The 12,902-nt window shown below is 61.9% G+C and carries 12 protein-coding genes; 10 read left to right on the top strand and 2 right to left on the bottom strand.

What is annotated here, in order from left to right; all coding sequences use genetic code 11:
- The first annotated feature begins 152 nt into the window (after positions 1-152).
- From fliP to folK, 10 genes are all read left to right on the top strand, one after another.
- Positions 153-980 carry a flagellar type III secretion system pore protein FliP gene (fliP, locus tag KF691_10880; GenBank protein MBX3389944.1) on the top strand — a complete coding sequence of 276 codons (828 nt, stop codon included), beginning with the start codon at positions 153-155 and terminating at the stop codon, positions 978-980.
- Positions 977-1,234, top strand: coding sequence for a flagellar biosynthetic protein FliQ (locus tag KF691_10875; GenBank protein ID MBX3389943.1), 258 nt, complete (start codon positions 977-979; stop codon positions 1,232-1,234). The genes fliP and KF691_10875 overlap by 4 nt, the downstream gene beginning before the upstream one ends.
- Positions 1,235-1,252: 18 nt before the next feature.
- Complete coding sequence (locus tag KF691_10870) at positions 1,253-2,038, top strand: flagellar biosynthetic protein FliR (GenBank protein ID MBX3389942.1); 786 nt, start codon at positions 1,253-1,255, stop codon at positions 2,036-2,038.
- 3 nt (positions 2,039-2,041) lie between these two features.
- Positions 2,042-3,109, top strand: coding sequence for a flagellar biosynthesis protein FlhB (gene flhB / locus KF691_10865; GenBank protein MBX3389941.1), 1,068 nt, complete (start codon positions 2,042-2,044; stop codon positions 3,107-3,109).
- A gap of 16 nt (positions 3,110-3,125) precedes the next feature.
- A complete protein-coding gene (gene flhA, locus KF691_10860) occupies positions 3,126-5,333 on the top strand; it encodes a flagellar biosynthesis protein FlhA (GenBank protein MBX3389940.1) in 2,208 nt (735 codons plus the stop codon).
- Between the two features lie 175 nt (positions 5,334-5,508).
- Entirely contained in the window at positions 5,509-6,891 is a 1,383-nt protein-coding gene (gene flhF / locus KF691_10855) for a flagellar biosynthesis protein FlhF (protein ID MBX3389939.1), read from the top strand.
- Positions 6,888-7,910 carry an AAA family ATPase gene (locus KF691_10850; GenBank protein ID MBX3389938.1) on the top strand — a complete coding sequence of 341 codons (1,023 nt, stop codon included), beginning with the start codon at positions 6,888-6,890 and terminating at the stop codon, positions 7,908-7,910. The genes flhF and KF691_10850 overlap by 4 nt, the downstream gene beginning before the upstream one ends.
- Before the next feature lie 216 nt (positions 7,911-8,126).
- The gene (locus tag KF691_10845; protein MBX3389937.1) at positions 8,127-8,390 is read left to right on the top strand and encodes a hypothetical protein; all 264 of its coding nucleotides are present in this window, start codon (positions 8,127-8,129) and stop codon (positions 8,388-8,390) included.
- A 169-nt stretch (positions 8,391-8,559) separates the two neighbouring features.
- A complete protein-coding gene (locus tag KF691_10840; protein MBX3389936.1) occupies positions 8,560-9,417 on the top strand; it encodes a FliA/WhiG family RNA polymerase sigma factor in 858 nt (285 codons plus the stop codon).
- 59 nt (positions 9,418-9,476) lie between these two features.
- Complete coding sequence (gene folK / locus KF691_10835; GenBank protein ID MBX3389935.1) at positions 9,477-9,986, top strand: 2-amino-4-hydroxy-6-hydroxymethyldihydropteridine diphosphokinase; 510 nt, start codon at positions 9,477-9,479, stop codon at positions 9,984-9,986.
- A 14-nt stretch (positions 9,987-10,000) separates the two neighbouring features.
- Here folK and KF691_10830 read toward each other — a convergent pair whose 3' ends face one another.
- The gene (locus KF691_10830; protein ID MBX3389934.1) at positions 10,001-10,792 is read right to left on the bottom strand and encodes an N-acetylmuramoyl-L-alanine amidase; all 792 of its coding nucleotides are present in this window, start codon (positions 10,790-10,792) and stop codon (positions 10,001-10,003) included.
- Between the two features lie 112 nt (positions 10,793-10,904).
- Positions 10,905-12,896 carry an asparagine synthase (glutamine-hydrolyzing) gene (gene asnB / locus KF691_10825; protein MBX3389933.1) on the bottom strand — a complete coding sequence of 664 codons (1,992 nt, stop codon included), beginning with the start codon at positions 12,894-12,896 and terminating at the stop codon, positions 10,905-10,907.
- Positions 12,897-12,902 lie beyond the last annotated feature (6 nt).

Here is a 12,902-nt window from a genome sequence, read left to right as displayed (position 1 = left end):
TCATCGCGATTCTCGCGTGCATCGTTGCACTTGTCGCGGCTTCGCGCGCAGGCGCACAGACATACGGTCCGCCGTTGCCGGATCTGCAGAGCGGCACTCCTGTTGTGCCGGCGGGCCCGGTCGCGCCGCAGATACTTCAGCAGCTCGCCGCGATGGCGCCCGATTCCAAATCCGCGCCGGCGATGAATCCATTGACGGTCTTGGATGCCGCGGGGCGTGCGCTCCCCGGCGGCGCCGGTGCGAGCGATTCTCCGGGTTCTGCGCTCTCGGCGCCCGTCACGATTCTCCTCCTGCTCACGATCATCTCGCTGGCGCCGGCCATCGTGCTGATGACAACGTGTTTCCCGCGGATCCTCATCGTGCTCGGCTTGCTGAAGCAGGCGATCGGCGCGCAGGGGATTCCTCCGCCGCAGGTCATCACGGCGCTCGCGCTCTTCATGACAATGATCGTGATGGCGCCGACCTATGACCGGGTCTACAAGGAAGCGATCGCGCCCTGGTCGAGCGGCGAGATTCGCGACATGGACACGCTGTGGCTCAGGGCGCGCCAGCCGGTGCGCGACTTCATGTTCGACCAGATCGAGGCGACGGGAAACTGGAACTCGCTGTACATGGTGCTTGAGTACCGCGGCATCGACACCTCGGAGCCTGAAAGGCTGACGCGCGCGGATGTGGACATGATCTCGCTGATCCCGGCGTTCATGCTCGGGGAGCTGAAAGCCGCGTTTCTCCTGGGCTTTCGCATCTATTTGCCGTTCTTGGTGATCGACATGGTGATCAGCAGCTTGCTCATCTCGATGAGCATGATGATGCTTCCGCCGGTGCTCATCAGCTTGCCGTTCAAGTTGCTGCTCTTTGTGATGGTGGACGGATGGCAACTTGTCGTCGGCGGGCTGCTCCGCAGTTTCGCGACTTCTCCTACAGCCGCGGCGATTGCCTCGAGCGGCGTGGGAGTCGTGGGGGGGGGAGGTGGCGGATGATCGACGAGTCGATGCTCGAAATGGTGCGTCAGTGTCTTGTCGTCACGCTGAAGATCGCGGCGCCGGTTCTGCTCGCGGGAATCGTCATCGGCCTGGCGATCAGCCTCTTACAGGCGGTGACCTCCATTCAGGATCAAACACTTTCTCTTGTTCCCAAGATCGTTGTGATGGTGGTGGTGGCGGCGCTCCTGCTGCCGTGGTTGCTCGGAAAGCTGGCGGAGTATGCGGTGGAGGTTTTTTCGTTTTCGGCGTGATCGAGGACGGCGGATCGAATGTCGGAGATCGTTCTTTCCAATCTCATCCCGTTCATGCTCGTGGCGTTCCGCCTCGGCGGGCTGTTCATCGCAACTCCGTTGCTCTCGAGCGCGGTTGTTCCCTTGCGACTCAAGCCGTTCATTGTGCTCGCGCTCGCCGCGGCGGTGTATCCGCTCACGCCCGCGTGGTCGGTTCCAGCATCGATGTCGATCGTCTCTCTCGTTCCGATGATCGTGGGCGAAACGCTGATCGGGTTTGTGATCGGCCTGCTTGCCAGTCTTCCATTGATCGCTGCGGAGACTTGCGGCATCATCGTGGGACAGCAGATGGGCTTCGGGCTCGCCAAAGTCTACAACCCGGAGTACGACGCGGAAACGGACGTGCTTGGCCAGGCTCTGTTCTTCGTCGTATTCGGCGCGTTTCTTGCAATGGGTGGGCTCGAGTCGGTCTTTCGCGCGCTTGTCGCGACATTCGAGCGCGTCGGGCCGGGCGGAATCGGGATCGGGCAGGCGCCGCTGGAAACGCTTGTTGGAGTTGCCGCGTCGGGCCTTGAACTCGCGATGCGGATGTCACTCCCCGTGATGGGAGCAATTCTTCTTCTCATCGTTGTGTTCGCGGTGATCTCCAAAACCATGCCGTCGATCAACATCATGAGCGTGGGCTTCACCGTGAAAGTGCTCGCGGGCGTGACGGTTCTGACGCTCGCGCTGCCGTCGATCGCACGGGTTGCGGGCGATGAAGCAGGTGAAGTGCTTCATGTCATCGACGGATGGGCGCGATCGCTCGGAAAGCAGGGAATCTGATCCATGGCGGAGGAACTGGGCGAAAGAACCGAAGACCCCACAGGAAAGCGCTATTCCGAAGCGCGCGAGAAGGGGCAGGTCGCCAAGAGCCAGGATCTTGCGGCGGCGATCGATTGGGCCGGTGTGCTCGTCATGCTGCTGCTGCTCGGCAGCCTTCTGGTCAAGTCAATGGGATCGGTGATGAGGCGTTCGCTCGAGGACGCCGGCTCCGAGGGCAGCCTCGCGCTCGGCAATCTGACTGCGACGGTTTTCTATTCGGCGGGGCAATCCGTGATCGCGGTACTCCCGTTCTTTCTTGCATTTGTCGCCGTGACCGTCGTGGCCCACTTTGCTCAATATGGCGCGCTGTTCACCAGCCAACCCATCCAGCCGAATCTCAACAAGCTCAACCCGATCACCGGATTCGGGAAGATTTTTTCCGCGAAAGGCGCCGTCCGCACGGTGCTCAGCCTGCTCAAGGTGATTCTTGTTTCGATCATCGCCTACTGCGTGCTCACGCCGGAGGTGCCGCTGATCTTGCAATTGCCGCAACTGCCGCTCATCGGCGGGCTCTACCGGATCTGGACGATGATGCTCGCGCTTGCGGCTTGGCTCATCGTCGTGCTGCTCGTGCTCGGCGTTGCCGACTACATGTATCAACGCTGGATGCTGAAGCAGGATCTCAAGATGACCAAGCAGGAGGTCAAAGAAGAGCGCAAGAGCATGGACGGTGATCCGCTCGTGCGCGGTCGCCGTCTTCAGATGATGCGATCGATCGCGATGCAGCGCGTGAATCAGACCGTGCCGCAGGCGGATGTCATCGTGACCAATCCGACGCATTTTTCGGTGGCGATCCGCTACTCACAGGATGAGATGGCGGCTCCGCGCGTGATCGCGAAAGGCGCGGATTTCATGGCGATGCGCATTCGTCAGCTTGCGATGATCAACAACGTGCCGATCGTGGAACGCCCGGCTCTCGCCCGCGCCCTCTTCTATGCAATCGAAGTTGGGCACGAGGTTCCGCACGAGCACTATCAGGCTGTTGCCGAAGTGCTCGCGTACGTCTACCGGTTGGAGGGTCGCGCGGCGTAATCGCTGAATCGGCACCATGGCGAAGGCACCAGCAAAGCCCCGCAAGCCCGCCCCCGCAGTCGCGGCGATTTCCGCCGTCTCGGCCATTTCCAATATGCCCGGTTGGATGCGGAACCTGCACAAACATCGCGGGCTGATCGTGCCGCTGTCGTTCATTGCGTTGCTCGCGGTGCTGCTCGTACCGGTGCCGCCCGCGCTGATGGACGTGCTCATCTGCTTCAACATCAGTCTCGCAGTCATCGTGCTGCTGACAACGATCTCGATGAAGCAGCCGCTCGATTTCAGCGTGTTTCCGTCGCTCCTGCTCGGGACAACGTTGCTTCGCCTCGTCCTCAATATCGCGTCCACACGACTGATTCTGACGGCGAAGGCGGATTCGCCCGAGGCCGCGGCGTCGGTTGCGGGTCACGTGATCATGGCGTTCGGCGAATTCGTCGCCGGCGATGAGTTGTTCGTGGGCGTGGTGATTTTCCTGATCCTGGTGATTGTGCAGTGGGTCGTGATCACCAAGGGCGCGACGCGTATCTCGGAGGTCGCGGCCCGCTTCACGCTCGACGCGATGCCCGGCAAACAGATGGCGATCGACAGCGACCTGAACGCCGGACTTATCGACGAGCAGGAGGCCCGCCGGCGCCGCGAGCGCATCGCGCAGGAAGCGGATTTCTTCGGCGCGATGGACGGTGCCTCGAAATTCGTGCGGGGCGATGCGATCGCGGGAATCATCGTCACGCTGATCAACGTGTGCGGCGGTTTCGCAGTCGGGATGCTGATGCGCGGATGGGATGCCGGTCAGACGGCAAGGGTCTTCACCAAACTGACGATCGGCGACGGGCTCACCAGTCAGATTCCGTCGTTCGTGATTTCGATTGCCGCGGCACTGGTCGTGACGCGCTCAGGAAGCAAGGAAGACCTGGGCGATCAACTGACGGGTCAGGTCACGAGTCAGCCCAAGGGCTTGATCATCACTTCGGCGTTCTTGTTGTTGCTCTGCCTGACACCCCTGCCGACCGTTCCGCTGCTGGTCACGGCGGTGGGGCTTGGAGCGCTCGCCGTCGCGATTTCTCGGGCCACGCAGGCAAAGGAAATCGCCGAAGCTGAAGCGGTGAAGCAAGCCGCGGCACCTCCTCCGCCACCTGTCGAGCAGCTTCTCAAGGTCGACACCCTCGAGATCGAAGTTGGTTACGGATTGGTGGCGCTCGTCGACACCAATCAGGGCGGCGATCTGCTCGAGCGGATCTCGGCAACCCGTCGACAGCTGGCGGCTGAGTTCGGGCTGGTCATGCCGCCGGTTCGCATCCGCGATAACATGACCCTCCAACCCACCGAATACCGGATCAAGATTCGAAACAATCCGATCGCGATCGGGCAGACCCGGCCGGGCAAGCTGCTCGCGATGGATTCCGGTATCGCGAGCGGTCAAATCGGCGGCGACCCGACGAAAGAGCCGGCCTTCGGGCTCGATGCGTGGTGGATCGACCCGTCGCTCCGGGCGCGGGCCGAGACGATGAACTACACCGTGGTCGAGCCGACGGCGGTGATGGCGACGCACCTGACCGAAGTTGTGAAGCGGCATGCGGATGAACTTCTCACCCGCGAAGAGGTGGGAAACTTGCTCGAACAGCTCAAGGAGAAAGCGCCCAAGCTGGTCGAAGAGGTGGTGCCCGGCATCCTCAAACCGACCGAACTCCAGAAGATCCTGCAGAATCTGCTCCGCGAGCGGGTGCCGATCCGCGATCTCGAAGCCATCCTCGAAGCCCTTGCCGAGTGGGCTCCCAAAACGAAGGACCCCGAGGTGCTCACCGAGTACGTGCGCAACGCTCTTCGCCGGAGTATCTGCGGCCAATATTCGAGCGTGCGCGACGGCGGGAAGCCCAAACTCGTCTGCGTAACCATCGATCCGAGCCTTGAAGACATCATCAACGGCTACATCGATCGCGCGCCCGGAGGCACAACCGTGAACATGCCCGCTCGCGTCGCCAATCAGATCGCCGAACACGTTGCCCGCTCGATGCAGATCGTGCTTTCGGGTGGTCATCCGCCCGTCGTCGTGGCTTCGCCCCAGGTGCGAGCCGTGGTCCGGCAGATTCTCGAGCCGCATATCGCGGGCGTTGCGGTGCTGGGTTACAACGAACTCATCCCATCCATGGAAGTCGAGAGCGTCGCGCTCGTGATGCCGCCCGACGCTTTGGTCGCACAGTCGAACTCGCCCGCGATGGCAGCCTGACGCGGATTCTGCGCGGCAGCGTCCAAAGAGTGCGCTCTCATCCGTCAACTTTGCGCCGGGTCTGCGCCGATAGAGGGTGGAGCGAAAATGCTCGGAGCTTGGCCGCTCCGCGTATTCCCGCGACGACCAGCGGCACGGAGGCCCTGGATTGCGTTTCCAAAGCGCTGAGCCACGGATGGCATCGATGCAGCTCAAGACGTTCCGCGGTAATTCGATGGCCGATGCCCTTGCCGAGGTGAAACGGGAACTCGGCTCCGAAGCGGTGATCCTCCACGCCCGAACAATCCGCGTGGGCGGTGTCGTGGGTTTTGGCGCCAAGAACCAGTACGAAATTACCGCCTCAGCGAGCGCTCCGAAGGCCGACTTCAAGCAATCTCGGATCGCTCCGATGCGGCAGCCAGCGCAACCCGCCGCCCAAGTCGATCGCACCTTCGAGCCGGCGGAGTTCACCAACCCAACCGCTGCCACAGTCGCCCGGATCGAATCCGTCGCGGCCCGTCCAGACCCGGAAGCAGAAGCCCCGGTCGTTCACGTCCCCGTTGCCCGCTACGCGGCTCGCTCGAACCCCGTGCGGTTGGCCACACGGGCGGAGCTCAAGCCTTCTTCGGAGTCGGCTGCTCGCTCGGTGGACGAAGAACTCGCTTCGATCAAGCGACTGGTGACGCAACTGCTGCAAGAGCAGCGGCTGACCGCCGCACGCGGAACACACATGGTGATGGCCCCGGGAATGCCCGATGCCCTTTCGAAGGCTTTGGTGACGCTCACCGATCGGCAGGTCTCGGCGTCGCTTGCTTCCGATCTCATTGGCGAAGTGCGCGACACGCTCGATCCGTCTGAACTCCTGGACGATGACATCGTTCGGACCACGCTTCTCGCTCGTCTCTCGGCACGTCTTCGCATTACCGGTGGGCTGACTCCTCCTCCATCCCGGCAGTCGGGGGCGAGCACGCTCATCATCGGAGTCGTGGGCCCGACGGGCGTCGGGAAGACGACGACGATCGCCAAGATTGCCGCCACATACAAACTTCGCCACAACCGGCGGGTCGGGCTCATCACCTGCGATACGTATCGCATCGCCGCCGTCGATCAACTGCGGACGTACGCGAACATCATCGGTTTGCCCTTGAAAGTGGCGCTCACCCCGATGGAGGTGAGTTCCGCTCGCGCTCAAATGGCGGACTGCGATGTACTGCTTGTTGATACCCCCGGACGCGCTCCGTCTGACCAGAAGCGGCTCGACGAGCTGCGACGATTCATCGAGGCCGCGCAGACTTCCGAAACGCATTTGGCGCTTGCCGCGTGTGCGTCGGAAAGTGTGATGCGATCCGCGGCCCGCGCCTTCGGCCAGCTCGAGCCTGACCGCGTGCTGCTGACCAAGATCGACGAGACCGACACGCTGGGTCCTGCCTTTAACGTGCTGACAGAACTGAACTTGCCGCTAGCCTGTGTGACAACCGGCCAGGAAGTTCCCGACGATATGGAAGGCGCGAGCGCCGAACGGTTCGCCCGCTGGGTGCTTGAGCACCCGGTCACTGCATCCGTGGCGGCTGCATCATGACGGCGTTCGAGGTTCCAGTTCTGGTGTCGCCGGAAGCGGGCGACCAGGCCTCGCGCCTCCGCGAGCTCTTTCGTGACGGATTGCCTCCGGTCTCCGTCGCTTCGTGGTCGGCGCCGGTCATCGCCGTGACTTCAGGAAAGGGAGGAGTCGGCAAGACCAACGTTTCCGTCAACCTTGCGACCTTGCTGGCAGAGCGGCATCGACTCACCCTCGTCGACGCCGACTTGGGGATGGCCAATGCCGACATCTTGTGCGGGGTGACTCCAGCCAGGAGGCTTCAGCACGCTCTTCCGATGTCGGATGGCTCCGTGCACGGCCGGACCGGCGCTCATCCTTCCGCGGGCGCCAACTTGGCATCGATTTGCCTGCAAAGCCCACTTGGCTTCTCTCTGGTCCCCGGCTCGGTCGGCGTGGCGAGAATGGCGGATCTGCAATCGGCGGAGCAGCGGCAGCTTCTTCGCGGACTGGCAGCGGTCGAGGCACGTAGTGACCTCGTACTTTTGGACACCGGGGCCGGGATTTCGCCGGGCGTCCTTGGATTTCTCGGCGTTTCGGACCTTGTACTCGTCGTTGCGACCCCCGAGCCGACATCCATCGCCGATGCGTATGCACTGATCAAGTGTTTTGCGCATCGGGCTGAAGAGTCGCCGCCCTGTGAGCGCCCCGGGCGGAGTCCGACGCGGGTTGCGCTCGTGATTAATCAATGCCGAAACCGCCGGGAGGCTGAATCTGTTTATCGAAGGTTGGTCGGAGCCTGCGAACGCTTTCTCGGAATGCACGTGCCGCTGGCCGGCGTCATCGAGAAAGATGGTCGGCTTGTGGACTCCGTCATGGCGCGAACGCCGGTGGTTCGGTTTGCGCCGGAGAGCTCGGCCTCTATCGGATTGCGCTCGTTGGCAATGGTGATCGAATCCGAGTGGCTTTCGACGGCGAAGGAGCTCACTCTCGGAAAAGCCGGACGAGGAAACGCAGGCAGATTCGATGCTCTGCGCCGAATGTGGCGGATCCGTGGTCATTGAACCTCCGGTGTTCGATTCGCCGATGCTGTCACTTCAGATTGGAAGTCGCGATCTGCGCGGAAGTTGCGCGTACGACGACGAGTCCTGATCGGGGCCCGTGCTGTGAAGAGAGCGCCGAAAGTCATCGCTGCTGTGTTGGGTTGCACTGCCTTCGCCATCGCTTGTGTGGGCGGACTTGCCGCACACAATCCGTCGAATGTCGTACTTTCGCGCGCCTTGTGGGCGCTTGTCATGTGCTACGTCGCGGGGCTTGTGCTTGGGACAGTCGGTGAGACGATCATCGCGCAGCATCTTGCTTTGTACGCCAAGAAAAATCCCATCCCGGAAATCAAGCCGCTCCCAAAAGAGCCTGTTTTGATAGCGGAATTGGCGGAAGATCAAGCCGGCGCCGGAGTTCCGATCGCCGGATCCAAGTTGAATCAGGTTTCCCAAGTTGCCCAAACGGCGCAGTCTGTGCCGACGGTACGAAAAGCGGCGTAATTTTTCGCTACCCCCCTTGCAGCGCGCGCGCGAGCCTGTATACTCCGCTGCACGCCGGGCAAGGATCGCTCGGCATGGATGAGTTTCCGAGGCGTTCGCTTCGGGGCTCGGGCGGGCGCGACGAGAGTCGCGGTCGCTTCGACAATTTGTCGGTGGTCAAGGAGCGACCATGTCTGCATTGAAATCCTCCGTCCGGGGCGGTCTGCGTGGACGATTCGTCGTCCGTCACGCGGAACCATCAAACCTGCCGACGCCGTTCGATAAGTTGCCGATCAACGACGTCTGGAAAAAGTACAAGAAGGATCCGAACGAGGCCATCCGGAATTTCCTGATGGAGCGGTTTCTCCATCTTGTGCGCTTCAACGCGGAACGCATCCATGCGCGTCTGCCGGACGAAGTTGATGTCGAAGATTTGATGTCCGCCGGGCTGTTCGGCCTCATGGATGCCATCGACTCTTTCGATCTCGATCGCAAGGTGAAGTTCGAGACCTTCAGCGCCAACCGCATTCGCGGTGCCATTCTCGACGAGCTGCGTTCGATGGACTGGGTGCCCCGTCTGGTGCGTCACCGCACGGCGAAGTTTGATCAGGCCCGCCAGCAGATCGAGATGGAACTCGGACGCCCAGCGACCGACCACGAAGTCGGGGCTCGTCTCGGAATACAGGGCGAAGAGTTCGACAAGGTGAAGCGCGACAGCAGCGCTGTCGGCACGCGTTCGCTGAATCAGCGGGCCTTTCAGTCGGACGGCGGGCGGGATGTCCGCGAAATCGATGTCGTCAAGGATGATTCGCAGATCAACCCGCTCGGCGATCTGCAGCGGCGCGATCTGAAGGAACTCATCACCAAGGGCCTGAGCCGCGCCGAGCGTTTGATCGTCATTCTGTACTACTACGAAGGAATGACGATGAAGGAAATCGGCGCGACGCTCGACCTTTCCGAGTCACGCGTCAGCCAGATGCACAGCTCGATTCTCGCTCGCCTCAAGGCGCAGCTGCAGCACCGCCTCAAGGAAATTGAGGAAGAATAAGTCCCGGAATTTTGTCGCTCCGAAGCACGCCCGAACTCCGGGCGTGCTTTTATTTTGGCGTGACGCAGCCCCCGTTGAACCACGCCTGCATCGCACTCGGCTCGAGCATCGAACCTCGGGCGGAGCACCTGCGCGCCGCGATCGAGGCACTCGATGGCGCTCTCGGTCCGCACGGTCGCGTTGTTGCGGTCAGCCGCTGGCACGAAACCGAGGCGGTCGTCCCGCCCGGCCAAGCGCCGGGCGCGCCGTATCTCAACGGCGCATGCGTGATTGAAACAGAAGTCTCGGCGCGGCAACTCCTGAATGCGTGTCTCGAGATCGAGCGTTCACGCGGGCGAGATCGCCGGGTGGAAGGCAGGTGGGGGGCCCGGACGCTGGATCTTGATTTACTTCTCTTGAACGATGAGGTCATTCGGGATGAGGGGCTGGAAGTCCCTCATCCAAGAATGTTGGAGAGGCTCTTTGTCCTCGTGCCGCTCGCCGAAGTAGCCCCCGGATGGCTCGTGCCCGGCACGGACAAAACCATCGCCCAGCATCTCGATGCGCTGCGGCGTTCAATGAATTCCTAGTTGGTCGGCGATGCTCAGACGTACGTGGAAGCGATGCGTCCGCCGGGGCTGCGTGTTGCAAGCATGTAGCGTTGCAGGTTGCGACCCGGACAAGCGGTTTTTCCGAGTTCTTGGTGTGTGTAGACGCGGGAATTCGGAATCCGATGTCGCTGCATGAGTGAAGCGACAAAGGCGTCGAGTGCCGCGGTCTGCTGGGGCGTCGGGCGCTGCACATCAAAATTGCCCATGCACATGACGCCGATGTTGTGCTCGTTCTGGTCTTTGACGTGGGCGCCCTGATACCCGAGCGGACGCGCTTCCCAGACGCGGCCGGACGGGTCGATGACGTAGTGGTAGCCGATGTCGGCCCAGCCCTCGCGCAGGTGGCTCTGCCGAACCGAATTCAGCCGGTTGATCGAGTCGCGCTGCGAAGCGATGTTCTGCGAAGGGATCGCGTCGTGGTGAACCGTGATCCTGTTGACTCCGTTCATCGGGTTGGCGAGTGATCGGATCACTCCGGCGTTGGTCCACGCCGAGCGCGGCATCACGTTCGGGGGCAAGCCGTAACTGGCGGAGGATGGCGCCGGAGTCGGGGCGGGAGCGTTACGCACCGGGGTGGGTGGAAGTGCCGAGAATGTGGGGTTGCGCTCGTCCGGCCAGACAGGGCTGGGCAGGTCACTCGGTGCGCTCGCCTGCGGACCCGTTTGACAGCCCGCGAGAACGAGTGCCGCGCCCGCAACCAGCCCGCCAGCGAGCAATTCGCGTCGTGCGAGAGCGCCGGCGATATCCGGCAGTTCGCTGTTGCGCGGGTCGATATCGTGACTCATGCCAAGCCCTCTCCGGGAAACGGTCGCGTGTGGTGGATGTTACCACCGTCTCTTCGGTCGATAGTCGCCGGACTCCGCATAATCCGGGGAGATTCTGCGCGAAATCTCGGGCCTAGTTCCGGATCGTGCCCGAAAGCCCGCGAAGCCAATCCGACCAGATCGCGAGCACGAGCAGCATGTAGAGGCGCTGCGAATGGTCGCGGCGGCGGTCCATGTGGTCTTCGACCATCCGGGCGATGAAAGTCCGGTTTATCCGGATGCCCAGGATGTCTTCCGGGAAGGGGTCCGCGCTGTTCAGCGTGTCGAGCAGGAGCTGTTTCATCCCCCCGTAATCGGTGCGAAACCACTCGCCGATTGGAATCGAAAAACCCATCTTGGGGCGATCGACGATCTCGTCGGGGAGGTATTTGCGGGCGACGGCTTTGAGAAGGCCTTTGCGCTCGCCATGGGGCATGAGCGCGCTCACCGGAGTCATCATGCTTCTTCGAACGATTTCGGTCGCAAGAAAAGGGGCGCGAACTTCGAGCGCAACAGCCATTGAGGCGGTATCGACTTTGGTAAGCAGATCGCCGGGAAGATAGTTGAGAATATCGAAACGCATCGCCTGCGAAACGGAGTCGCCGCGAGGATCGTCCTCCCACGGCTTGCGGCCGGGGAAGCTTGCCAGCTGCCGAAGCTCTGATGGAGGAAAGATCATCAGCAACGCGGGGTAGCCGCCCTCCTTTGCTGCTTGAACCAGTCTTCCGATTCGCGTCATCCGACTTTTTTCGCGCCGCCGGTACCTCGTCATGGAAGGAACCATTCGAAGAAACGAAGCGAACCGCTGCAGCAGTTGGGCTGCTCGGTAGCGTTCGTACCCGCCAAACAACTCATCGCCGCCATCGCCGCTGATCGCGACGCCGATCGCATCTCTCGCGGCGCGAGAAACCCAGTGCGTCGGCAGGAGCGATGAATCTCCGAACGGCAGGCCGAGTTGCCGGATGAGTTGAATGACGTCGCCGCTCGGATCGCCGTGGCAATCAAGCGTCTGATGGACCGATCCGATGTGCTTCGCAACCAGCCCGGCGATCGGGCTTTCGTCGTATTCCAGTCGGGGCATTCGAACACAAAACGTTTGCAATTCGCCAATCAGCTTCTTTGCCAGAATGCTCATCAGAGACGAATCAATGCCACCCGAGAGAAAACACCCCGTCGGAACATCGGAGCGGAGTCGCGATTCCACAGCGCGATTGAGAATGTCCTCGACATTGCCGGCGTTGATGGCTTCTGGGCTCTCGGAGTTCCTGACGGAGAACGCGGGAAGACGAGCCGGATCGGGATTGCAGGGTTCGGGCCGGACCGATCCGCGTGTTGCGAAGATGCCGATGGGGCTTCGTGGTGAAACTCGTCGCACGAGTTCGATCGGGGTATACCCCAAGCTCCCATCGTCGGAAAGAAAGCCGTAGGCCAACAGATCGGAGAACCCCATCGGATGAGTGTCGGCGCGGGGCGTGATTCCGAACGCTCTTTGGAATCGCGCCAACGCAGGGATGGTGCTCGCGAATGCGCACAAAGTGTGCCGCGGCCAGTCGCTGAAGGTGTACAGGGGTTTTTCGCCCACCAGGTCGACGGCGGAATAGATCCCGGCACTCGCATGATCCCAGATCGAAAAAGCGTACATTCCATCCAAGTGCCGGTGGATCTCCAGTCCCCATTCGCGCCAGCCGTGGATCAGCACTTCGGTATCGCTGTGGTCCGTGACGAACTTGTGTCCCGCGCTTTGTAGTTCTTTTCTCAATTCGCGGTGGTTGTAAATGCACCCATTGAAAACAACCGCGACGCGGCCATTGCGGGGCTTTTCGGGGTACGGCCCTCGCTCGCTGACCATCGGTTGTTGCCCGCAGGCGAGGTCGATGATCGCGAGTCGGCGATGCACAAACGCGACATCGACAACGCTGCCGTCCGGTCTCGTGGCGCGATCGCGGAAACGACCCTGCCCGTCAGGCCCACGGTGCTTGATCGACTCATCGAGGACGTCGAGCCAGGATTCGGGAATCGCCACGTCCGGAGGAGGCACTTCGCTCCCCAGCGGATGGACTCTCAGGATTCCCGCGATGCCGCACATCGCTTC

The organism is Phycisphaeraceae bacterium (genome assembly GCA_019636555.1).
Classification (GTDB): domain Bacteria; phylum Planctomycetota; class Phycisphaerae; order Phycisphaerales; family UBA1924; genus JAFEBO01.
The sequence above is the reverse complement of the archived record's forward strand: the minus strand, read 5'-3'. Positions and strand labels throughout refer to the sequence as shown.